This is a genomic window from Bradyrhizobium lablabi (genome assembly GCF_001440475.1).
In the GTDB taxonomy this organism is placed as follows: Bacteria; Pseudomonadota; Alphaproteobacteria; order Rhizobiales; family Xanthobacteraceae; genus Bradyrhizobium; species Bradyrhizobium lablabi.
Genome location: NZ_LLYB01000057.1, coordinates 116,690 through 139,254, shown reverse-complemented (window position 1 = coordinate 139,254; position 22,565 = coordinate 116,690). Strand labels below are relative to the sequence as shown.

Genomic DNA, 22,565 nt, shown 5'->3' with positions numbered 1-22,565 from the left:
AAACCCTCCTACACTACGCGCTGCCGTCTACCCCACACATGGGACATCGACCATCTGCGGCCGCTCCGAGCTGGCGGGCAAACTCTTTCCTGAGAGCATCTGCCGGCCAATTTGTGCCATCGCTCCTGACGATTTTCCTGGCCCGTTCGAAAGCATGGCTCTCGGCGGCGTCATCGCCGATACGGATGATCACATCCCAGTGGAACGGGCATGCCGCTGTGGCGCGGGTAGTCTCCAGCGCATAGCGCACGACTTCAGCAAGATCGTCGGCATTCACGGACATGAGCGCCTCCTGCCTGCGCAAGCCAGCAAGTAGGCCCCGGATGTCGCTTTCGCTCATCCGGGCTACGCGTCTCCCAGCGGCACTTCCTGACCTAAGCTCACTTCCCGTAACTGTAAAACCCCTGCCCGGTCTTGCGGCCGAGATGGCCGGCGGCGACCATTTCCTTCAAGAGCGGCGCGGGGCGGTATTTCGGGTCGTTGAAGCCTTCGTAGAACACTTCCATCACCGACAGCATGGTGTCGAGGCCGATCATGTCGGCGAGCGCGAGCGGACCGATCGGATGGTTGCAGCCAAGCTTCATGCCGGCATCGAGGTCCTCGGCGGTCGCAATCCCCTCCTGAAGCGCGAAGATCGCCTCATTGATCATCGGGCACAGGATTCGGTTGACCGCAAAGCCCGGACTGTTCTTCGCCGTGATCGCCACCTTGCCGACCCGTTTTGCAAAGGCTTCCGCCTTGGCATGGGTATCGTCCGAGGTCTGCAGGCCGCGGATCAATTCCAAGAGCGCCATCAGCGGCACCGGGTTAAAGAAGTGCATGCCGATGAAGCGGTCCGGGCGGTCCGTCGCCGCGGCAAGCTTGGTGATCGAGATCGACGAGGTGTTGGTGGCGAGCAGCGCCTGCGGCCGGATCTTCGTGCAAAGATCCTTCAGGATCTTGACCTTCAGCTCTTCATTCTCGGTCGCCGCCTCGATCACGAGATCGCAGGTTGAGAACTTCGTATTGTCCGTGGTCGTCGTGATCCGCGCCAGCGCGGCCTGGCGGTCGGCGTCGGTCATCTTCTGCTTGTTGACGAGACGCTCCAGACTGCTCGACACAACCGACATGCCGCGTGTGAGCGCGGCGTCGGAGATGTCGGTCATGACCACGGGAAGACCGGCGGCGGCGCACACCTGGGCGATGCCGTTACCCATGGTGCCCGCGCCTACGATGCCGATTTGTTCGATCATGATGGGTAACTCCGTTGTTTGGATGCTGGCTCGTACCGTTAGCAGAGCGTTGGGCCAATCGGTAGCCGGCAGCGAAGCCCGCATGAGCGCAAGCGATATGCAGGGCTGACAGACCCGGACGGCTCCGCTCATCCGGCTACGCTTGGGTAATGGCGGATTACGCCCCTACGCGCCGGGACTCAATGGGGAAGGACGATCTATGAGACGGCCTTCCGTTTCAGGCTTGCCAGGCACGACAAACAGTCGATACCATTCGATGTCCTTGCGTAGCGAAATTTCGGAATCGGTCAGCTGGCCATCTTCGCCAAGGGTTAGCTGGTCAATGCCCAGATTTTGTGCCGCGGCGTAGATCCTATAATCACCCGGCTCGATTTCCGCGGACAATACCGGCTGGTGGTCCACCACGGACATCACGTGAATTTTTCCACCCCTCGACAAAAAATGCACACAGGTAATCCGCTGCCACGCATCGAATGACGGCGGCTGCCTTGTCGCGACGAGTTCGACCCAATGGTCGTTCGGGTCTGCTTCAGTGCCAATCATCCGAAATGTCGGCGTACCGGCAAAGCCTCTGGCGGACTTCTCGTCGGTCCAGTTTGCGTCATCGCTAAGCGCAGCGGAGGGATCATCACACACGACCATCTGGTAGTGACTTGCAAACAGCCGTCCGGCGCCCAGCAACCGATCTTCCATTGGTCCCACCCAGCAAGTTGCGAGCATGTGGCCCGCATGAGCGCAAGCGATATGCGGGGAGAAGTCCCGGATGTCGCTTCGCTCATCCGGGCTACGGGGTCGCCGCGAAATCTACTCCGCCGCCTGCCGCACATACCGCGCCGTCGGCGTGCGCATCGTCACAAGCTCTTCCGCCGCTGTCGGGTGCAACGCAATTGTCGCGTCGAAATCAGCTTTCGTCGCCTTCATCTTCACCGCAATCGCAACCGCCTGCACGATCTCGGCCGCGGTGTCGCCGACGATGTGACAGCCGAGCACGCGGTCGGTGGTGCCGTCGACCACGAGCTTCATCAGCACGCGGGTGTCGCGGCCGGACATCGTCGCCTTGATCGGGCGGAAATCGGCCTTGTAGATGTCGACATGGCTCACCTGCGCGCGCGCCTGCGCTTCGGTCAGGCCGACGGTGCCGACTTCGGGCTGCGAGAATACCGCCGTCGGGATGGTTGCGTGATCGACCGCTACGGAGCGCTTGCCGAACACGGTGTCGGCAAAGGCGTGGCCCTCGCGGATCGCGACGGGGGTCAGGTTGAGACGATGGGTGACGTCGCCGATCGCATAGATGTTGTCGACCGAGGTCTTCGACCATTCATCGACGGCGATGCCGCCATTGGCCGGATTGATGGCGACGCCGGCCTTCTCCAGCCCGAGATTGGCGACGTTCGGGTGGCGGCCGATCGCGAACATCACCTTCTCAGAGGCGATGCTCGAACCGCTCGATAAATGCGTGGTGAATTCCTTGCCGTGCTTGTCCACCTTGTCGATGGTGCAGCCGGTGATGATGGTGATGCCCTGCTTCTCCATCTCGGCGCGGACATGCTTGCGAACGTCCTCGTCAAAACCGCGCAAGATGTTGTCGCCGCGATAGACCACCGTGACGTCAGAGCCGAAGCCGGCAAAGATGCCAGCGAATTCCAGCGCGATGTAGCCGCCGCCCTGGATCACGATGCGCTTCGGCAGTTCGGTGAGGTGAAACGCCTCGTTGGAGGAAATCACGTGCTCGATGCCGGGGATCTCGCGGCCGTGATTCGGCGCGCCGCCGGTTGCGATCAGGATGTATTTCGCGGTGACCGTTTCGCCGGTCATCAGGCGAAGCGTGTGGGCATCTTCCAGCACCGCGCGGGTTTTCGCGATGCGGGCGCAACTTTTCTCGACATTGGCGGCGTAGATGCCTTCGAGGCGGGCGATCTCCTTGTCCTTGTTGGCGACCAGTGTCGACCAGTCAAAGGAGAATTCGGGGATGGTCCAGCCGAATCCGGCGGCGTCCTCGATTTCGTGGCGGACGTGCGAGCCGAGCACGAACAGCTTTTTCGGCACGCAGCCACGGATCACGCAGGTGCCGCCCATCCGGTATTCTTCGGCGACCATGACTTTTGCGCCATGGCCAGCGGCGATGCGGGCGGCGCGCACGCCGCCCGAACCACCACCGATGACAAACAGATCGACGTCGAACTCAGCCATCTCAACTCCGCCCGAAGTCGCCTCTGGTTTGGATCAGATATCCTTTTGAATCAGATATCCTTGCCGCGCTTCTTCATCTCGGCGCGGAACTGGCCGTTGATCGTTTCGGCAAATTGCTGCGCCCACTGGTTCATGTAGGACATGCTGAACTGGATCGCACGGGGCTCGCTCGTGAGCAGCTTCTGGCCGAGCGGCGACTTGTAGAAGGTGACGAGATCCTTCAGCTCCTGCTCGGTGAACTCGTTGGCATAGACCTGCGCCATGCCGTCGCCGATTTCCTTTTCGCGGCCGGCGAGATTCTTGGCGACGATCTCGGCGACCTCGTTGAGATCCTTCTGGTAGTTCAGATTGCTCTGCAACAGCACATTCTTGGTCTGCTGGACCAGGTTGGGAACGGCGTTGGCGTACATCGCGCTCGCGTTCTTCATCGCCAGGATTTCCTTGGCGGCGGCGATCGCCGCCGGCGAGCCGGGCTTGAGTTGCGTGGTCGCAGGCGCCGCAGGGGCCTGCTTCTGCTGCGCGCCGGCCGGAACGGCGGTCAGGGCCAGCCCCACTGCAAGGCCGGTCGCCGACAAAATCCGTGAAAGGCTCTTCATTCTACTCTCCTCGATTACCGGCGTTACCGCCGCTCAACTACGCGAATTCCCTGGGCACCTGCCAGGACGGCGATGCTGGCCAGGCCAATGAATAACCCATGTTCGACGACACCCGGGATCAGGCTCAACAGGCCCGCCAGACGCGGCGCATCCGCAATGCGCCCGAGATGGGCATCGACAATCCAGTGGCCGCCATCGGTGACAAAAACGTGGCCGTCCTTGCCCTTGCGGAGCCCCATTTGCCCGGAAACGCCGCTTTGGGCAAATGCATCCGCCATGGCCCGCTGGGTTGCGGCCAGCCCGAACGGGATCACCTCGACAGGTAGAGGGAAACGGCCGAGGACATCGACCCATTTGGTATCGTCGGCAATCACGATCATGCGATCCGAGGCCGCCGCCACGATCTTCTCCCGCAGCAGCGCGCCGCCGCCCCCCTTGATCAGGTTGAGCGCGCTATCGAGTTCGTCGGCGCCGTCGACCGTAAGATCGAGCCGGTCGACTTCATCGAGCGTCGTCAGGGGAATCTTGCAGGCTTCGGCCTGGGCGCGGGTCGCTTCCGAGGTCGGTACGCCGACCACGCGCAACCCACCGGCCACGCGCTGACCGAGCAGGTCGACAAAATGCTTGGCGGTCGAGCCGGTGCCGAGCCCGAGCTTCATGCCGTCCTGCACATGCTCCAGCGCCTGCGCCGCCGCCTGCCGTTTCAGTCCATCCATATCCACGTTGACGATGCTCCCAGGAATCCGCCGATCCGCGGGCGCATGTCTAGCGTCGTTTTACCGGCAGGAACAGCGCCCAAAAGCCTCGCGGAAGAAGGATTATGGGGGTGAAACCCGATCCATTGCGGCCAAAATGGCGGCGAAACGCGGCTCAACCTCGGCGCGGCTTCCGGGATGGGTAAAAATGTAGAGTTCATCGTCGCGGATCGCGGCCAGCACGCGCGCGGCGACCGCGTCGGGCTCAAGCCCGGCGTCGATATTCCGGGCAATCTCGGCGACCAAAGCGGCCGCCGGACTGGCGGGATCGAGTGGCTGCGCCGGGCCGTAGCGCTCGGGCCGGTTGCGCCCGCTCTCGCCGATGCGGGTGCGCACATAGCTTGGACATAACACGCTGACGCCGATGCCGTGCGGCTTGAGCCGAAGGCTCAGCCCTTCCGACATGCTCACCACGGCAAATTTGCTCGCGCCATAGGAGCTGAATCCCAGGTCGCTCTGCATCCCCGCCATCGAGGCGGTGTTGACGATATGGCCGCCCTCGCCGTGCGCGCGGATGTGCGGCAGGAAGCTCTTGATGCCGTGAAGCACGCCCATCAGGTTGACGTCGATCACCCAGCGCCAATTGTCGAGCGAGATATCGTCGATGCCGCCACCTGCGGCGACGCCGGCATTGTTGCAGACCACGTGCACCTTGCCGAAGGCGTCGAATGCGGCCTGGGCGGCGCGCTCCACGCTCGCGGCATCGGCGACGTCGCACACCGTACCCCTGACGTCGGGCGAGATTTCCCGCAGGCTTGTGACGGCGGCCTGCAGCGCCTCCGTCTCGATGTCGGCCAGCATCACTTTCATGCCGCCTCGCGCAAACGCGCGCCCGAGCGCCAATCCGATTCCACCGGCCCCGCCGGTCACAAAGGCGGTCTTGCCCACAAGCTCGCGCATGGTTGTCCTCCCGGATTTCAAGTTCCCTACTTGCATGACGCGACGCCTGCCGCTAGCGAATTCCCATGACCTTTGCCCGCACCGTTGTCTTCGACCTCGACGGCACCCTCGTCGACACCGCCCCCGACCTGATTGCCGCGCTCAATTTCGTGCTGGCGCGCGAAGGCCTGGCGCCCGTTCCCATGAAATCCGCGCGCAACATGATCGGTGCCGGCGCGCGCAAGCTGATCGAGCGTGGGCTCGAGGTGGACGGCCGCGTCGTTGATACCGATGAGCTCAACCGCCTCACGAAGGATTTCATCGACTATTACGCCGCCCACATCGCCGACGCCTCGCGCCCCTTCGAGGGGCTGGAAGCGGCGCTGGACGACCTCGCGGCGCAGGGGTGCCGATTTGCGGTGTGCACCAACAAGCTGGAATGGCTGTCGAAGCGGCTGCTCGACCAATTGGGCCTGAGCGGGCGGTTTGCCGCGATCTGCGGCGCCGACACGTTCGGCGTCTCCAAGCCGGACCCCATTATCCTGCAGCAGACGGTGGCCCGGGCCGGAGGGAATATCGGCGCGACCATCATGGTGGGCGATGCCGGACCTGACGTCGGCGTCGCCAGGCGGGCCGGCGTTCCCGTGATCGGGGTCGAGTTCGGCTACACCGATGTGCCGATCGCCGAACTCAAGCCCGACCGGCTGATCGGGCATATGCGCGAACTGCCGGCCGCAGTGGAGGGATTGAGCAAGGCGGTTTCGCGGGCCTAGCCACTTGATTTTATTGTGATAATTTTATCGTCGCCGGCCCCGATTGCACTGGAATCGATGCCGCCGGGCGCGGATTCCACGACCTCGCTCGGACCCATCTGCCCCCCGATCGATCGACGTGCCCGCACCCGACGCCGTCTTCTCCGTTACTTTTGCAGTGCCGAAATTCCATCCGGTGACGTTGCCGGTACAGGTGATCCGCAATCCCGGCGATTTCGCCTCGCTGCCGACCCTGGAGCCAACCCGGTATTCGCGGAACTGAAGGCGGCCGCACCACCGCCGAGAGCGCGCAAGCCGATGCGGCCGAAGAAGCCGAAACTGCCCAAGGCTGCCGCGGCGCCGGCTGCCGGCTCACCGTTCCCGAACCCGGCCCCTGCCCCGGCGCAACCCGCGCACTGAGGCGCATTGTAGGCGCCTTGCAAGGTGCCTAGATTATGCTAGCGAAACAGCAGGCTAGGCTTCTTACGAAGCTTCTTTACAAGGCAGTTCGAATGAACGGATCCCCGTCCCCCGATCAGCTGATACGCCCGATGGTCGATCCCTTCGGCCGGACCATCCGGTATCTGCGCGTGTCGGTGACGGATCGCTGCGACCTGCGCTGCTTCTACTGCATGTCCGAGGACATGACGTTCCTGCCGAAGAAGGACCTGCTGACGCTGGAGGAACTCGACCGGCTGTGCTCGGCCTTCATTGCCAAGGGCGTGCGCAAGATCCGCCTCACCGGCGGCGAGCCGCTGGTCCGGCGCAATGTCATGACGCTGGTGCGCTCGCTGTCGCGGCACCTTGGCACTGGCGCGCTCGATGAACTGACGCTGACCACCAACGGCTCGCAACTGGAACGCTTTGCTGGCGAATTGCGTGACTGCGGCGTCCGCCGCGTCAACGTCTCGCTCGACACGCTCGACCCGCAGAAGTTCCGCGCCATCACCCGCTGGGGCGATCTCGACAAGGTTCTGGCCGGCATCGAGGCTGCGCGCGCCGCCGGGCTGGCGGTCAAGATCAACGCGGTGGCGCTGAAGAACATGAACGAGGAGGAAATCCCCTCGCTGATGAAATGGGCGCACGGCAAGGGCATGGCGCTGACGCTGATCGAAGTCATGCCGATGGGCGACATCGGCGAAGGCCGCATCGACCAGTATGTACCGCTGTCATTGTTGCGCGCGCGGCTGGCCCAGCACTACACGCTCACCGACCTAGACGAAAATACCGGCGGCCCTGCCCGCTATGTCCGCGTTACCGAGACCGGCGGCAAACTCGGCTTCATCACGCCGATGACGCATAATTTCTGCGAGTCCTGCAACCGGGTACGGATCACCTGCACCGGCACGCTGCATACCTGCCTCGGCCACGAGGATGCCTCCGATTTGCGCAAGCCGTTGCGGGCCTCCGCCGACGACGAACTGCTGTCGGCGGCGATCGAGCGCGCCATCGGGCTGAAGCCGAAAGGCCACGACTTCATCATCGACCGCCGGCACAACCGCCCGAGCGTCTCGCGCCACATGAGCGTGACCGGCGGCTAAGTCCGCCGGCGAACTTATCACCCGTAAAAACGCGGATTTATCAGGCCAACCAACCAATTGGCCGCCGCGTCAATTTGTCCATTTTCCGATTGACGCCGCCGCAGCGCGCTGAAATGGTGCGGCTGCTTTCACGCCAGCACGGCCGGGAACAGGCCGCTGCATCCCAAGGGTTGCAGACAAGACGGCGGAAGCGCGAGACGGGGGAGGACTATCGTTGCAATCGCATCTGCGAATGAGCTGCGAACTCGCGCGTTTTTCGCGCGCGAGCGAACTTGCGCGCCGGTGGCGCAGCGGCAGCTCCAGTCGCCCGGCGCGGGATGGCAACGCAATATCAATGAAGACATCCGGCACGCGTCGATGACGCGTCCGAGGAGAGCGTAATGCGCCCATTGTTGGCACTGAGTAACTCAATCGATTGGCTCAATGAAAAACTAGGCGGCATCTGCAACTGGCTCGTGCTCGCAGCCTGCGTGGTGAGCGCCGCCAACGCCATGATCCGCTACGCGTTCGGCTACTCTTCCAACGCCTGGCTCGAATTGCAGTGGTACATGTTCGCCGTCTTCGTGATGTTCGGCGCCTCCTATACATTCAAGAAGAACGAGCATGTCCGGGTTGAAATCCTGTACCTGATGCTGTCCGAACGCGGCCAGCTCAAGCTCGATCTGATCGGCACGCTGTTCTTCCTGATCCCGTCCTGCCTGCTGCTCAGCTATTTGTCGTGGCCGTTCTTCATGCAGGCCTATGCGGTCGGCGAGACCTCGAGCAATGCCGGCGGCCTGCTGCGCTGGCCGATCAAGCTCGTCGTTCCCGTAGGTTTCGTTTTCCTGGCGCTGCAAGGCGTCTCCGAGGTGATCAAGCGCATCGCCGCACTGAAGGGTTATGTCGTGATCGATGCGAAGTACGAGAGGCCGACCCAATGATCACGCTGGAAATGATGCCGCCGCTGATGTTCGGCGGCTTGATTCTGGCCATGCTGATCGGCTTTCCGGTGGCCTTCACGCTGGCCGCCCTCGGGCTGTCGTTCGGCTTCCTGTCGATCCATCTCGGCTTCTTCGACCTCAACTTCCTGCAGGCCATACCGGGGCGCATTTTCGGCAGCGTGCTTTCCAACGAATTGCTGCTGGCGATTCCCTTCTTCACCTTCATGGGCTCGGTGCTCGAGCGATGCGGCCTCGCCGAGGACATGCTTGATTCGATGGGCCAGTTGTTCGGCCCGGTCCGCGGCGGCCTCGGTTACTCCGTCATCATCGTCGGCTTCATCCTCGGCGCGATCACCGGCACGGTGGCGGCGCAGGTCATCGCCATGGCGCTGATCTCGATGCCGGTGATGCTGCGCTACGGCTACAACGTCCGCTACATTACCGGCGTGCTCGCCGCATCCGGCACCATCACCCAGCTCGTGCCGCCCTCGCTGGTCTTGATCGTGATGGCCGACCAGCTCGGCAAGTCGGTCGGCGACATGTATCTCGGCGCCTGGGGTCCCTCGATCCTGCAGATCGCCCTGTTCGCCGGCTACACTTTCCTGCTCGGAATCTTCCTGCCCCATCACGTGCCGGCCGTGCCGAAGGAAGCGCGGACGCTGACCGGCTGGGCGCTCTGGAGCAAATGCCTGATGGGGATCATCCCCTCGGCCGTGCTGATCTTCGTGGTGCTGGGCACGATGATGCTCGGCCTCGCGACGCCGACGGAAGCCGGTGCAATGGGCGCGATCGGCGCCATCGTGCTCGCCGCGATCCACCACAAGGATCTGAGCAGCAAGGGGCACAAGATGCTGCTCGTCGGCATCGCCGCCACCGGCGTCGCCGTGATCGTCGGAATTCTCCTCGGCGAAGGCAAGGTGCTCAAGCTGACCTTCGCGGTACTCTATCTCGCCGTCGTCTGGCTCTGCCTCGAAGCCGTCCGCATTCCGGACCTGCGCGACCTGATCAAGCAGGGCTACGAGTCGACGATGCGCCTCACCACCATGGTGGTGTTCATCCTGATCGGCTCGACCTGCTTCTCGGTGGTGTTCCTCGGCGTCTCCGGCGGCGTCTGGCTCGAGCACCATCTGACCTCGATCCCCGGCGGCGTCTGGGGCTTCCTGATCTTCATCAACCTCTTCATCTTCTTCCTGGCGTTCTTCCTCGACTTCTTCGAGATCGCCTTCATCATCCTGCCGATGGTGGCGCCGATCGCGCAGAAGGTGCTGGCGCCGGTGGTCGGCCCCGATGCGGCGCTGATCTGGTTCGGCGTCATGCTCTGCGTCAACATGCAGACCTCGTTCCTGCATCCGCCGTTCGGCTTTGCGCTGTTCTATCTGCGCGGCGTCGCGCCCAAGGAAGTGAAGAGCTCCGACATTTATTGGGGGGCGCTACCCTGGATCGGCCTGCAGGCCATCATGGTGGCGATCGTGATCGCCTTCCCGGTCGTGGTGACGGCGCTGCTCGACAAGCCGCTCGACGTCGATCTCAGCAAGGTCAAGATCGAGGTGCCGCAGATCGAACTGCCACCGCTCGATTTCGGTGGGCCGAAGCAGTAGCGGCGCGTCATTCTCCAAAAACAAAAAGCCCCGGAGCATTCGCTCGGGGGCTTTACTTTGTCAGGGGCCATCGACGCTATCAGCGTCGAGGCGATCAGCTCTGCGGATTGCGCGCCATAAAGCTGTCGTAGCCGAGTTCGGCGACCTGGAACCACTGGTATCCGTTGGTCGTGAACGCGTTCATGGAGTCCAGCACCTTCTTGAAATTGGGATTGGACGCCGACGTCTCGGCATACAATTCCCTGGTCGCCTTCAGACAGGCCTGCATGATCGGCGGCGAGAAGCTGTGCAGCTTGGTGCCACCCGCCAGCAGTTTCTTCAGCGATGCCGGGTTGAGCTGATCGTATTTGGCCATCATCCAGCTGTTGGCGACCTGGCCCGCCTGCTCGATGACACTCTGATAGTATTTCGGCAGCGAATTCCACTTGTCCAGGTTGACGATGCCGAGCAGCATCGGTCCGCCTTCCCACCAGCCGGGATAGTAATAATGCGGGGCGACCTTGTTGAAGCCGAGCTTCTCGTCGTCATAGGGCCCGACCCATTCCGCCGCATCGATCGTGCCTTTTTCCAGCGCGGGGTAGATGTCGCCGCCGGCAAGCTGCTGCGGCACCACACCGAGCTTCGCCATCACGCGACCCGCAAAGCCGCCGATGCGCATCTTCAGTCCCTTCAGATCATCGACGGTGTTGATCTCCTTGCGGAACCAGCCGCCCATCTGGCAACCGGTATTGCCGGCCAGAAACGACGTGACGTTGTAGCTCTTGTAGAACTGGTTGAGCAGCTCCTTGCCGCCGCCCATCATGTACCAGGCCTGGTTGAGGCGCTGGTTGGGGCCGAACGGTACCGCCGTTCCGAAGGCAAAGGTCGGATCCTTGCCGAAATAATAGTAGGACGCGGTGTGTCCCATCTCCACGGTGCCGTTCTGCACGGCATCGAGCACCTGCAGGCCGGGAACGATTTCGCCGCCGGCGAAGGTCTGTATCTGGAATTTATTGTCGGTGGCGTCGGCCACCTGCTTGGCCATCACCTCGACGGCACCCCACAGGGTGTCGAGCGATTTCGGCCAGCTAGCGGTCAGGCGCCATTTGAGCTCCGGCATCGATTGAGCAATGGCGGGTGCCGCCAAGGTCGCGGCGCCGGCCGCGCCAATACCGGTCACTTTAAGAAAATCTCTTCTTTTCATTGAATCCATCCCTGCTGGTGAAACGTGTCGCGGCCTTCTTTGGCGAGGCCTTTGCGAGGCAGCATGGAACAACCGGTTCCCGATTTCCATCCCGAACTATACGGAAACACGAAAAAGCCCGGCCTTCTCAAGGAAGGCCGGGCTCGTTTCTACGACTTAAGACGTAATCAGCCGCGGGTGCGCGAGCGGATCATGAAGCTGTCATAGGTGTATTCGGCAACCTGCCACCACAGATACTGGTCGGAGCGGTAGGCCTGCATCGCGTCGATCGACTTCTTGAAGTCCGGGTTCTTGCTGGAGATCTCGGCCCACAGCTCGTTGGTTGCCTTCAGGCAGGCTTCCAGCACTTCATTGGTGAAGGGACGAAGCTGCGTGCCGCCGGCGACCAGCCGCTTCAGCGCGGACGGGTTCTGCATGTCGTAACGCGCGTTCATCCAGCTATTGGCGTTGGCGCACGCATTGGTCAGGATCGCCTGGTAGTTCTTCGGCAGCGAATTCCACTTTTCGAGGTTGGCGAAGGCGTGGACCATCGGACCGCCTTCCCAGAAGCCCGGGTAATAGTAGAACTTGGCAACCTTCTGGAAGCCGAGCTTTTCATCGTCATACGGGCCGACCCACTCGGCCGCATCGATGGTGCCCTTTTCCAGCGCTGGGTAGATGTCGCCGCCGGCGAGCTGCTGTGGCACCACGCCGACCTTCTGCAAGACCTGTCCGGCGATGCCGCCGATGCGCATCTTGAGGCCCGAGAGATCGGCAACCGTCTTGATCTCCTTGCGGAACCAGCCACCCATCTGCGTGCCGGTGTTGCCGGTGGCGAAGCCGACCACGCCGAACTTCTTGAAGAACTCGTTGCCGAGCTCCTGGCCACCACCCTGCGACCACCAGGAATTCTGCTGGCGTGCATTGAGGCCGAACGGCACCGAGGCGTAGATCGCAAAGGTCGGGTCCTTGCCGACGTAGTAATACGAGACGGTGTGGCACATCTCGACGGTGTTGTTGGACGTCGCATCCAGTGCCTGCAGGCCGGGGACGATTTCGCCCGCCGCGAACACCTGGATCTGAAACTTGTTGTCGGTCATCTCGGCGACGTACTTCGACACCTGCTCGGCACCGCCATAGATGGTATCGAGCGACTTCGGGAAGCTCGACGTCAGGCGCCATTTGATCTCAGGCGATGATTGCGCGATCGCCGGCGAGGCAACGGCTGTCGCGGCAGCACCGGCCGCTGAAACCTTCAAAAAATCACGACGCTTCATTCAAGTCTCCTTAAGACGGGACGTTTCCAATTTCCTGGAGCATGTCCGCCGGCGGGGCGAATCCACCTCTTCCGGGGCGCTCTGGCGGGGGCGCTTTAACACGGAAGTCGGCCAGCGAAAACGCGACAAAGGCATGACTGCACTGATTAAAACCAAAGTCTTATAGGGGGTTATAAGCAGGGCTTAAGCCGCGGCAATGGCGCCCTGCAGCTGGTCGCGAACCCTGCTCCCGATGGCGCGGTAGATCGCGGCATGCGGCCCGTCCGGCTCGCTCACCACCACCGGATTACCTTCGTCCGAGGTGGTCCGGATCGACATGTGCAAGGGGATCTCGCCCAGGAATGGAACACCCAGCCGCTCGGCTTCGTGCCGCGCGCCGCCATGGCCGAAAATGTCCGACCGCGTGCCGCACTCCGGGCACTGGAAGTAGCTCATGTTCTCGACGATGCCGAGCACCGGCACATTGACCTTCTTGAACATCGCAAGGCCCCTGCGGGCATCGATCAGCGAGAGGTCCTGCGGGGTCGAGATGATCACCGCCCCCTTCAGCGGCACGTTCTGCGCCAGCGTCAGTTGCGCATCGCCGGTGCCGGGCGGCATGTCGACGACGAGAATATCGAGCGTACCCCAGGCCACGTCGCGCAGCATCTGGGTGATCGCCGACATCACCATCGGCCCGCGCCAGATCATCGCGGTGTCTTCCTCCACCAGGAAACCGATCGACATGATCGACAGTCCGAAGCACTTGATCGGAATCATCTTCCTGTTGTCGTCGAGTTGCGGCTTCTCGTTGATGCCGGTCAGCCGCGGCACCGACGGGCCGTAAATGTCGGCGTCGAGCAGGCCGACGCGCAGGCCAAGGTCGCGCAGGCCGAGCGCCAGATTGAGCGCGGTGGTCGACTTGCCCACGCCGCCCTTGCCCGAGGCGACCGCGATGACGGCGGCCACGCCCGGAATATCCGCCTGCCTGGACATCGGCGAGGCCGCGCCCGGGCGATGGGCGGAAGCGGGTTGCACGCCGTGCGAATGCCGGTGCGCCGCGGGCGCGGCCTGTGGCGTTCCCGGCTTACGCTCCGCGGTCAGCGCGATCATCGCCGTCGTAACGCCAGGAATCGCGCGCACCGCCGCTTCGGCCTGCGCACGCACGCTTTCCCAGGCTCTCGCCTCGGCGGCGTCGACATTGATGGAGAAGAACACCTTGCCGTCGGTGACCGAGATCGCCGACAGCACGTTGGCATTGGTCAGGGGCACGCCGCGGGGCGACGCCACCTGCGTGAGGGAATCGAGAACCTGTTGTTGCGTTACGCTCACTCGCGCATCTCCTGAAGCCCTTGCGGCTCTGATCGAGAACCGGGCCCTACTCGCTTGTATCGACGCGCTTTCCTGACGCCGCCCATCCGCCCTCGGAGCAAATCCGGGAGCGGGGCCTCGTTGCAAAACGCCATGCCAGTCCGATGCGACCCATAGAGCGGATCAGCGCAAAAGGCTACCTCGCTCCCACGTCGTCCCGCCGCTCGGCGGGGGCCGCAGCGGTCTCTTCCTTGGCGGCCTCGTAGTTCAGTTCGATCATCACGCCGTTGGGGTCATTGACGAAGATCTGCCAGAGGTCGCCGCCTGGAACCTGCCGGGAATCGTAGGCCATGCCCTTCTGCTCCAGCCGCTTTTTCATGCCGTCAAAGCCGTAGCTCGCGAACGCGACATGGTGGACGACGCCGGAGTCCGGCTTCTGCGGTTCCTCGGTCTTGGAGATATCGACGAGATGCACCACCGCCTTGCCCTCGCTGTACATCCACGCCCCCGGGAATGCGAAGTTGGGCCGGGCGCCCTTTTCCAGGCCCAGAATGTCCTCATAGAACCGGACCGTATCGGCAAGATTGCGGGTCCGGATATTGAAATGGTCGAGCACGCCCACGCTGACGCCCATGCGATGTCACTCCCTTTCTTGTGAGGTTCTTCAGCCCCCTATCCTAGCATAAATCCCGCCCTGCCCGCCAAACGAAGGCGTTGCCCTCCCATGCGCAGCTTGTATGGTGCGGCTCCTCCAAAAACACCGTCCGGCCGGCCCAGCGGCGCCGGCGAAAACTCCAAGGTATCACACATGGCTAAAGTCGCTTTTCTCGGTCTCGGCGTTATGGGTTTCCCCATGGCAGGACATCTGGTGAAAAAAGGCGGCCACGAGGTCACCGTGTACAACCGGACCGGAGCCAAGGCGAAGGAGTGGGCGGACAAGTTCGGCGGGCGCGCCGCGGCGACGCCGAAGGCCGCCGCGGAAGGCCAGGATTTCGTGATGTGCTGCGTCGGCAACGACAACGACCTGCGCGCGGTCACGATCGGCGCCGACGGCGCCTTCGCCGGCATGAAGAAGGGCGCCATCTTCGTCGACCACACCACCGCCTCCGCCGAGGTCGCCCGCGAGCTCGATGCCGCCGCCGTCAAGGCGGGCTTCAGGTTCATCGACGCGCCGGTGTCCGGCGGTCAGGCAGGTGCGGAAAACGGCGTGCTGACAGTGATGTGCGGTGGCAAGGAAGACGCCTATGCCGCTGCCGAGCCGATCATTTCCGGCGCTTACGCAAGGATGTGCAAACTGCTCGGGCCCGCCGGCGCCGGCCAGCTCACCAAGATGGTCAACCAGATCTGCATCGCAGGCCTGGTCCAGGGCCTCTCCGAGGGGATTCATTTCGCCAAGAAGTCGGGGCTCGACGTTCCCGCCGTGATCGAGACCATCTCCAAGGGTGCGGCGCAATCCTGGCAGATGGAGAACCGCTACAAGACCATGAACGACGACAAGTTCGACTTCGGCTTTGCGGTGGAATGGATGCGCAAGGACCTCTCGATCTGCATCGCGGAGGCTCGCCGCAACGGCGCCAACCTGCCGGTGACCGCGCTCGTCGACCAGTTCTACGCCGAGGTCGAAACGATGGGCGGCAAGCGCTGGGATACGTCGAGCCTTTTGGCCCGGCTGGAGCGCTGAGTTAAAGAATCAGGTTAAGGCGACGCGCCAGGCCCCCGCTTCTTGCCCTGTCGGAAGCGGGGGTTCCCTCCACTCGACTGGTTAATTTTAACTTCCCGTTAACGAGAATTTTTAGCTCTTTAAGTCATCGCTTAATGATTTCACGGCACAGATAGACAATGCAAAAGCCCGCGCAGTTCGCGGGCAGGATTTGTGTTGTTCGATGAGTAACGCCGCAGAAAAGCCCGAGGTTGTCCAGCTTCCGGCGGAAGCGCAGGTCGCACCACCGGTGAATACGCGGCGCGTGGCGGCACAACGCGTGCGCGAGGCACGCGATCGGTTAACGTCGACCAGCGGAACGCGCCCCGCCTTCGATACCGAACTGCTCCGGCAATACGCCCAGACCAGGGTCTCGGCCTCCTTCGTCGTCATGCTGCTGGTGGTTGCAACCGGTGTGCTATTCGGCCTGTGGAAGTATGTCGTGCCGGCTGCGGTCTGGACCTTCGGCATGCTCTGCATCCATGCCGCCATCATCCGCAATTGCTGGCGTTTCCTTCGCGAGCAGCCCACGCTCGCCGAAACGCGCAAATGGCAGACGCGGTTCGTGCTGCTCGACCTGCTCTACGGCCTGTGCTGGACCGCGATCCTGCTGCACCCGGCCGGCCTCGACACAGTCTCGAACACGATGATGATGTTCCTGATGCTGCTGGTGATCGCAGTGTCGAGCATGCTGGCGGCGACACTGCCGATCGCGGCGGTGGCGGCAACCGCGCCGGTGACGGCCGCGATCGCGCTCAACTTCGTGATGGGCGGCACCTTCGACAATTACGCCCTCGCGCTGCTGGCGGTCGCCGCCGAATGCTACTTTGCCCTGCTGGCCCATCAGCTTCATTCGACGACGCTGCAGACCCTGGAAGCACGCGCCGAAAAGGACGCGCTGATCGGCGAGCTCGAACAGGCCAAGGCGATCTCGGACGAAGCGCGGCACCGCGCCGAATCCGCCAACGTCGCCAAGTCGCGCTTTCTGGCGCAGATGAGCCACGAGCTGCGCACGCCGCTGAACGCGATCCTCGGTTTCTCCGAGGTGATGAAGAGCGAAATTTTCGGCGCGCACGCGGTAACGGTCTACAAGGAATATTCCGCCGACATCCACCATTCGGGCGTCCACCTGCTCAATCTCATCAACGAAATTCTCGATCTGTCGCGGATCGAGGCCGGCCGCTACGAACTCAACGAGGAAGCGGTGGCGCTCGTGCACGTCGTCGCCGACTGCCATCATCTGCTCAAGCTGCGCGCGAGCAGCCGCGGCATCACTATTCACGAAGTGTTCGAGCACGGCATGCCCCGGATCTGGGGCGACGAGCGTGCCACGCGCCAAGTCGTGCTCAATCTCATATCCAACTCGATCAAGTTCACCCCGCAGGGCGGCGACATCTGGCTCAAGGTCGGCTGGACCGCGTCCGGCGGGCAATATCTCAGCGTCAAGGACACCGGCTCCGGCATTGCCGAGGATGAAATTCCGGTCGTGCTGGCCTCGTTCGGCCAGGGCTCCAACTCGATCAAGTCGGCCGAACAGGGCGCCGGCCTGGGCTTGCCGATCGCCAAGAGCCTGATCGACATGCATGGCGGCACCTTCACGCTGAAATCGAAGCTGCGGATCGGCACCGAAGTCATCGTCACCTTCCCGCCCGAGCGCGTGATGAGCGCGCTGGCGCCGATGGCCGAGGAAGCCCCGCCCCTGCAGCCGGACCCCGCCGTCACGGCGGCCGATGACAAGCGGCGGGCGCGTCACAAACCGATCATGAGTGCCGGCACGGGACTGTAACCACAAGCGCTTGCACAAGGGATGCAAACCACTTCACTATCAGCGAATGAGCAAAGAAACGCCGTGTATCGCAGTCTGTATGATGGATCCCAAAACCAAACTCTGCTTCGGCTGCGGACGAACGTTGCCGGAGATCGCGCGCTGGCACCGCATGGAATCGGCGGAGCGACTGGCCGTGATGGACGGGCTTGCGGCACGGATGGCGGACGCAGGTCTCGTGCCGATACCTCCGCGCAGCGAGCGCGGCTGATCAGTGGAGCCATCTGCGGAGGCACCAAGTGATCCGCATCCTGCTCGTTCTGTCGATGCTCGCGGCCACCGCCGGCGCCGTCGTCGCCTATGGCGATCCCGACCAGATCGCGCGCGCCGGCAACTCGGTATCGAAAATGCTGCGGCAACGTAGCCTGCAGCCGGCGCCCGCCGTGGAGATCGCACGCGGCAAAGCCGGCGAATTCGCGCTCCATGCCAAGATCAACGGCGTGAAGGCGCCGATGGTGATCGACACCGGCGCGACCTCGGTGGTGCTGACCTGGGAGACGGCGAAGGCGATCGGCCTGCCGATCGAGATGCTCGAATATAATGTCGACGTCGAAACCGCCGGCGGCCACACCAAGGCGGCGCGGCTGACGCTCGATCGCCTTGCAGTCGGAGGCCTCGTCGAAAAATCGATTCCGGCGCTGGTGGTGCCGCGCGGGCAGATGAAGACCAACCTGCTCGGCATGAGCTTTCTGGACCGGCTGGAAAGCTGGGGTGTGCAGGCCGACAAGGTGATGCTGCACGGCTATCCCGACGTCGCAGGCCGCAGCAAGCGCCGCGCGGCGGCGAACTAGGGTATGGAGTCACACGCTGAGCAGGTCCGCTTAGCGTCTAACGACGACGCAAATGCAGACATGCCGATAGCGACGCGCTGGGCCAGAAACAGACATTGTGAGCTTGACCGGAGAGTGCTCTCGAGGACAGTCGCCCATCTCGATGAGAGCGGAGTTGGCATGAGTTTTTCAGAGTGAACTTCTCGAGGAAGCGATACGTCTGCTTCGCGGAAAAGACGTTCGGCCAGAAATCGTGTCGCTATCGAACGACGTAAAGGTAGCATTCGGACGCTACGAGCGTTCGATTTACAAGGACTATCCTAGGTCCTTCGATTGACACGCACCTCCGAATTCACGACTTCGATGATCTTGATCTTCTGAACCAATCTCTGCTGCGCCTTCTGAAAACTTTGCTGGAGATGGATCGAACTCCTTTCGAAGCAGCGATCAAGGCTGCTATTCAGAAACGGATCGGCCAATCAATCAAGATTTTGGATCGGAATGTTCCTAACGGTGTGTTCGCATTCGAGCGCCTCAAAGACAGCGACGCAGGAAAGATCAACTGGCAGGAAGTTGCGGTCGAGCTCGCCCGCGCGACAAATTTGGCTGTGCTTTTCATCGGCCACACTTGGACTCTTGAAGGGCCTGATTCCACCTCCATCGCATTCGATTTTTCCCGGTCTTACCGAGGGCTATCTTGACGACGGCCGTAACGTAATCGAACCAGTCGACCCGAGTGGCAAGGCCTTCGAGGAGAAATGACGGCCACGGAGGCCGTAAACGAATTTGCAATGACGAGATGCCTTTACCGGCCAAGGTGTTCTTTAGATCATTCGCGTCGTTAGACGGCGAACCGATCACTTCTGGCGCGACAAACAGACATTTTCAATCGTCCGCACGTCTCAAAGATGCCAAAGGCAGAAGTGATCCTAACTAGCGACGTCGGGAAACGGCGAATGTGCAACGGATCATGATGGTTCTGTTGAGTTCTCCCTGCTTAAGGGGAGTGGCTGGCGCATCGGTCCCTCCCCATTTTGGCTGCGGGGCACGTCATGCGCGCCATCGGAGACCGGCCATGACCACAAGGAACTTTTGCACGCTTGCCGCCGCGATCTTTGCCCTGATCGCGCTTCTGCAATTGATCCGGATTGTGATGGGGTGGTCCATCACTTTTAACGGCGTCGATGTGCCGTTCTGGCCGAGCTGGATTGCCGTCGTCGTGGCGGCTGGGTTGAGCTTTGTCGGCTTCCGCGCCTCGCGCAGCTAAGCCTGGCAGAGCCCGCCCCGGGCCGATCTGTCGCCGGGCAGACCGTTCATTCCATCGGCCGTACAAGGCCTTGCGATATGGCATTGCGCAACTTTTGCGAGGCGTCGCCGGTGCGAAGCGTCGACGTTTTTCATACCAATTGTTGCATTTGAAAATTTCCGTTGACTATAATTTGCGTCCGCAACTATTGTTCCCGAAATTGAAGCCGCCGAACAAGAGCGTGCCGTCTCGGGGGAAATCATGCGGCTGAATTCGGCATCCGATGAATTGCGCGAAACGTTCGGCTTCGTCGGGAAACTGCATTCCATCATCCTGAAGTCTGCCGGGCTGGCCAGCGTCATGCTCGCGTGCTGTGTGGGCCAGACCATGGCCGACGGCGGAAACCAGAACGGCGTCGGCGCCACCAGGGTGACGCCGGCGCAATTGCAGCTCGTGTCCGTTCCCGGCACCACGGCGTTTGCCGCCTCGCCGGAAGACCTTTCGAAAAAGGGATATGTCGAGGAAGAGTACTACGTCAGCGGAACGGCCGGGCGGTACATTTTTCCCGATCCGATGAACAACGCGGCCGCGGCCGACGACCGTTACGATTACAAGACGCGCTTGATCGTCCGGCGGCCGGCCGATCCGGCCAAATTCAACGGGACCGTCGTCGCCGAGTGGTACAACGTCACGCTGGGCCAGGACATCGACTTCAACTGGGCCACCTCGCGCGAATACTTCATCCGCAACGGATATGCCGTCGTCAGCATTTCGGCGCAGCGCGTCGGCGTCGAGCGTTTGAAGGCTTGGAGCCAGGCCCGATACGGCGATCTCAACGTTTCAGCTCCGAACACCACTCCACCGGATCCGCTTAACACCGGCGACGTGTTGTGCTGGGACATCTTTTCGCAAGTGATCGCGGCGATCCGCGCGCCTGGACCGGTCGACGTGCTTGCGGGCGGGAAGGCCACGCGTGTCATTGCGAGCGGGGAGTCGCAGGCCGGCCGGCGGCTGACGCAGTATTACAATTCGATCGACCCGCTGCACCGCGTCGTCGACGGCATGGTGTTCTACGATCCCGGCTACACCGATATCGGCGGCGAGAGCACCTGGCACCTGCTGCGAACCGACAACCCCACCAAGCTGATCTCGGTTGGCGCCGAGGTCTGGAGCGACGGCCGCAAGACAGTCGCCGATAGCCCCACCACGCGGCGCTGGGAGGTTGCGGGAACGTCGCATTTGAGTTTCTGGGACATGCAGTATGTCGACGCCGTGACGACCCGGGACAAGGGCCTGAAGACGCGCGACGGCACGCCGGTCGCGACCATCCAGGACCTGATCAAGGGCTGCACCTACGCGCCGCTGTGGAGCGCGGTGCCCATGCACAAGGTGCTGAACGCGGCCTTCGACCACGTCAATGCCTGGGCCGGCGGCGGGCTCCCTGCCCCGGCCGGCAAGCCGCTCGAGCGCGATGCCGGAGGCATGCTGCTACGCCACGACGACAAAGGGCGAACCTTCGGCGGCATCCAACTCGCCGAATACGCTTTTCCGACCGCGTTCAATCTCGGCTACCTCAACAAGGGCCCCGGCTTCTGCCGCAACGGTGGCCATCACCGCTTCTATGCCGATGACGAATTGAAGGCGTTCTATCCGAATCCGAACGCCTATGTTCGTGGCGTGGTCGAGACCACGATGAAGAATCTGGCCGCTGGTTACATCCTGGGCTTCGACGCCGCGGAAACCATCGAGGCCGCCTACAAGCAATTTCAGCCATGATGGGGAAAAGCCGGATGAACAGGACCGCGGATTGGACGCTTCTCGTCGGGCGCCTTGCCCTGATTGCCCTCTATACATCGAGCGCGATCGGAAAATTCGGCGCGCTCGACCAGACGGCTGCGATGATCGGCGGCAAGGGACTGCCGTTTCCGGCGGCGCTGGCCTTCATCGCGGCAGCGGCCGAGCTGATCGGCGCGCTGTGCATCGCCGCCGGCTACTACACCCGCTGCGCGGCGATCGGCCTGATCGTCTACACGGTCATCGTCACGGTCGCGTTCCATGCGTTCTGGGGACTGGAGGGCACGGCGCGCTTTGGCCAATACATCCATTTCATGAAGAATGTCGGGCTGACCGGAGCGTTCGTCATCATTGCAGGCGTCGGGGCCGGCGCCTATTCGCTTGACGCGGTTCGCGCCAGACAGCCGCGGCGGATTAACTGAAACGCCGGCGCAGCACAGCGGGTCCTGGCCACCTCTTGCGCGAACACCTGCGGCGAAGTCAGCCTTTTGACTTTGCCGCCTTGCGCGCCTTGTTGGCTTCCTCGATCTCGGGTTCGAGCGATTTCAGGCTCTCGTAGATCTCGGCCAGAACGGTCTTCAGGTCTGAAATGTTCTTCGACGGGAAATCGCGGACCGCAACTTCCTCGAAATGGATGGCGATCGGGATCAGCTCCTCGACCAGCGTCCGCCCCTTCGGCGTGAGGTTGATCGCAACGGTGCGGCCGTTGTCCTTGAGCCGCGCGCGTGTGACGAGGCCGCGACGTTTCATTTCGCCGACGAGGCGCGACAATGTCGATATCTCGATCGTCGTCATAGAAGCGAGATCGCCGAGTCGCTGATCGCCGGTTTCCCAGAGCGCGGCCATCACGCGGTACATCGGCAGGGTCACGCCGTAGCCGGCAATGCGCCTGGAAAACAGCTCGCCCATCTGCACGCCGACCCGATTGAGCAGATAGGGGAATGAATTTGTGAGCCTGTACAAGGTCTTGCAATCCGTGCTGTCGCAATTGTTGCGAGCCTTCAATAGCCGGAGGCAAATCGCTTTTCAAGGCAATTGT

The 22,565-nt window shown here is 62.5% G+C and carries 25 protein-coding genes; 13 read left to right on the top strand and 12 right to left on the bottom strand.

Annotation, left to right across the window (positions count from 1 at the left end; all coding sequences use genetic code 11):
- Positions 1 to 13: 13 nt before the first annotated feature.
- From CQ14_RS11370 to CQ14_RS11340, 7 genes are all read right to left on the bottom strand, one after another.
- Entirely contained in the window at positions 14 to 283 is a 270-nt protein-coding gene (locus CQ14_RS11370; protein WP_057858113.1) for a hypothetical protein, read from the bottom strand.
- A 97-nt stretch (positions 284 to 380) separates the two neighbouring features.
- A complete protein-coding gene (locus tag CQ14_RS11365) occupies positions 381 to 1,232 on the bottom strand; it encodes a 3-hydroxybutyryl-CoA dehydrogenase (RefSeq protein ID WP_057857982.1) in 852 nt (283 codons plus the stop codon).
- A gap of 165 nt (positions 1,233 to 1,397) precedes the next feature.
- Positions 1,398 to 1,925, bottom strand: a complete 528-nt coding sequence (gene comJ / locus CQ14_RS11360; protein ID WP_057857981.1) for a competence protein ComJ — start codon at positions 1,923 to 1,925, stop codon at positions 1,398 to 1,400.
- 111 nt (positions 1,926 to 2,036) lie between these two features.
- Positions 2,037 to 3,422 (bottom strand): glutathione-disulfide reductase, encoded by a 1,386-nt coding sequence (gene gor / locus CQ14_RS11355; protein WP_057857980.1) that lies wholly within the window; start codon positions 3,420 to 3,422, stop codon positions 2,037 to 2,039.
- 50 nt (positions 3,423 to 3,472) lie between these two features.
- Positions 3,473 to 4,018, bottom strand: coding sequence for a DUF2059 domain-containing protein (locus CQ14_RS11350; protein ID WP_057857979.1), 546 nt, complete (start codon positions 4,016 to 4,018; stop codon positions 3,473 to 3,475).
- A 23-nt stretch (positions 4,019 to 4,041) separates the two neighbouring features.
- Entirely contained in the window at positions 4,042 to 4,740 is a 699-nt protein-coding gene (rpiA, locus tag CQ14_RS11345; protein WP_156434893.1) for a ribose-5-phosphate isomerase RpiA, read from the bottom strand.
- Between the two features lie 96 nt (positions 4,741 to 4,836).
- Positions 4,837 to 5,673 carry an SDR family NAD(P)-dependent oxidoreductase gene (locus CQ14_RS11340; protein ID WP_057857977.1) on the bottom strand — a complete coding sequence of 279 codons (837 nt, stop codon included), beginning with the start codon at positions 5,671 to 5,673 and terminating at the stop codon, positions 4,837 to 4,839.
- A gap of 65 nt (positions 5,674 to 5,738) precedes the next feature.
- Between CQ14_RS11340 and CQ14_RS11335 the strand changes: the two genes are divergently transcribed.
- From CQ14_RS11335 to CQ14_RS11315, 5 genes are all read left to right on the top strand, one after another.
- Positions 5,739 to 6,425 carry an HAD hydrolase-like protein gene (locus CQ14_RS11335; protein WP_057857976.1) on the top strand — a complete coding sequence of 229 codons (687 nt, stop codon included), beginning with the start codon at positions 5,739 to 5,741 and terminating at the stop codon, positions 6,423 to 6,425.
- Between the two features lie 118 nt (positions 6,426 to 6,543).
- Entirely contained in the window at positions 6,544 to 6,687 is a 144-nt protein-coding gene (locus CQ14_RS47805) for a hypothetical protein (RefSeq protein ID WP_156434891.1), read from the top strand.
- Positions 6,688 to 6,916: 229 nt separating this feature from the next.
- Positions 6,917 to 7,945 carry a GTP 3',8-cyclase MoaA gene (gene moaA, locus CQ14_RS11325; protein ID WP_057857975.1) on the top strand — a complete coding sequence of 343 codons (1,029 nt, stop codon included), beginning with the start codon at positions 6,917 to 6,919 and terminating at the stop codon, positions 7,943 to 7,945.
- A 380-nt stretch (positions 7,946 to 8,325) separates the two neighbouring features.
- A complete protein-coding gene (locus tag CQ14_RS11320; protein WP_057857974.1) occupies positions 8,326 to 8,865 on the top strand; it encodes a TRAP transporter small permease subunit in 540 nt (179 codons plus the stop codon).
- Positions 8,862 to 10,463 (top strand): TRAP transporter large permease, encoded by a 1,602-nt coding sequence (locus CQ14_RS11315; RefSeq protein WP_057857973.1) that lies wholly within the window; start codon positions 8,862 to 8,864, stop codon positions 10,461 to 10,463. Before CQ14_RS11320 ends, CQ14_RS11315 begins: the two co-directional genes overlap by 4 nt.
- Before the next feature lie 94 nt (positions 10,464 to 10,557).
- Here the strand turns inward: CQ14_RS11315 and CQ14_RS11310 are convergent, their stop codons facing one another.
- The 4 genes from CQ14_RS11310 to CQ14_RS11295 form a co-directional block, all read right to left on the bottom strand.
- On the bottom strand, positions 10,558 to 11,646 hold the full coding sequence (locus tag CQ14_RS11310; RefSeq protein ID WP_057858112.1) for a TRAP transporter substrate-binding protein: 1,089 nt from the start codon (positions 11,644 to 11,646) through the stop codon (positions 10,558 to 10,560).
- Positions 11,647 to 11,813: 167 nt separating this feature from the next.
- Entirely contained in the window at positions 11,814 to 12,902 is a 1,089-nt protein-coding gene (locus tag CQ14_RS11305) for a TRAP transporter substrate-binding protein (RefSeq protein WP_057857972.1), read from the bottom strand.
- A 183-nt stretch (positions 12,903 to 13,085) separates the two neighbouring features.
- Positions 13,086 to 14,213, bottom strand: a complete 1,128-nt coding sequence (gene apbC, locus CQ14_RS11300) for an iron-sulfur cluster carrier protein ApbC (protein ID WP_057857971.1) — start codon at positions 14,211 to 14,213, stop codon at positions 13,086 to 13,088.
- 175 nt (positions 14,214 to 14,388) lie between these two features.
- Positions 14,389 to 14,826, bottom strand: a complete 438-nt coding sequence (locus CQ14_RS11295; RefSeq protein WP_057857970.1) for a VOC family protein — start codon at positions 14,824 to 14,826, stop codon at positions 14,389 to 14,391.
- Between the two features lie 174 nt (positions 14,827 to 15,000).
- On the opposite strand from CQ14_RS11295, the gene CQ14_RS11290 reads away from it, so the two are divergent.
- The 8 genes from CQ14_RS11290 to CQ14_RS11260 all read left to right on the top strand — a co-directional run bounded on the left by CQ14_RS11290 (position 15,001) and on the right by CQ14_RS11260 (position 21,948).
- Entirely contained in the window at positions 15,001 to 15,873 is an 873-nt protein-coding gene (locus tag CQ14_RS11290; RefSeq protein WP_057857969.1) for an NAD(P)-dependent oxidoreductase, read from the top strand.
- Between the two features lie 202 nt (positions 15,874 to 16,075).
- Positions 16,076 to 17,677 (top strand): sensor histidine kinase, encoded by a 1,602-nt coding sequence (locus tag CQ14_RS11285; protein ID WP_057857968.1) that lies wholly within the window; start codon positions 16,076 to 16,078, stop codon positions 17,675 to 17,677.
- 46 nt (positions 17,678 to 17,723) lie between these two features.
- Positions 17,724 to 17,927, top strand: coding sequence for a DUF1289 domain-containing protein (locus tag CQ14_RS11280; protein WP_057857967.1), 204 nt, complete (start codon positions 17,724 to 17,726; stop codon positions 17,925 to 17,927).
- Positions 17,928 to 17,955: 28 nt separating this feature from the next.
- The gene (locus tag CQ14_RS11275) at positions 17,956 to 18,507 is read left to right on the top strand and encodes a TIGR02281 family clan AA aspartic protease (RefSeq protein ID WP_057857966.1); all 552 of its coding nucleotides are present in this window, start codon (positions 17,956 to 17,958) and stop codon (positions 18,505 to 18,507) included.
- Between the two features lie 398 nt (positions 18,508 to 18,905).
- Entirely contained in the window at positions 18,906 to 19,187 is a 282-nt protein-coding gene (locus tag CQ14_RS43505; RefSeq protein ID WP_156434889.1) for a hypothetical protein, read from the top strand.
- A gap of 374 nt (positions 19,188 to 19,561) precedes the next feature.
- Positions 19,562 to 19,753, top strand: coding sequence for a hypothetical protein (locus tag CQ14_RS11270; RefSeq protein WP_057857965.1), 192 nt, complete (start codon positions 19,562 to 19,564; stop codon positions 19,751 to 19,753).
- Between the two features lie 240 nt (positions 19,754 to 19,993).
- Entirely contained in the window at positions 19,994 to 21,508 is a 1,515-nt protein-coding gene (locus CQ14_RS11265) for an alpha/beta hydrolase domain-containing protein (protein ID WP_057857964.1), read from the top strand.
- Between the two features lie 14 nt (positions 21,509 to 21,522).
- Positions 21,523 to 21,948 carry a DoxX family protein gene (locus CQ14_RS11260; RefSeq protein ID WP_057857963.1) on the top strand — a complete coding sequence of 142 codons (426 nt, stop codon included), beginning with the start codon at positions 21,523 to 21,525 and terminating at the stop codon, positions 21,946 to 21,948.
- Between the two features lie 58 nt (positions 21,949 to 22,006).
- Here the strand turns inward: CQ14_RS11260 and CQ14_RS11255 are convergent, their stop codons facing one another.
- Complete coding sequence (locus CQ14_RS11255) at positions 22,007 to 22,489, bottom strand: MarR family winged helix-turn-helix transcriptional regulator (protein WP_063800345.1); 483 nt, start codon at positions 22,487 to 22,489, stop codon at positions 22,007 to 22,009.
- Between the last annotated feature and the right edge of the window lie 76 nt (positions 22,490 to 22,565).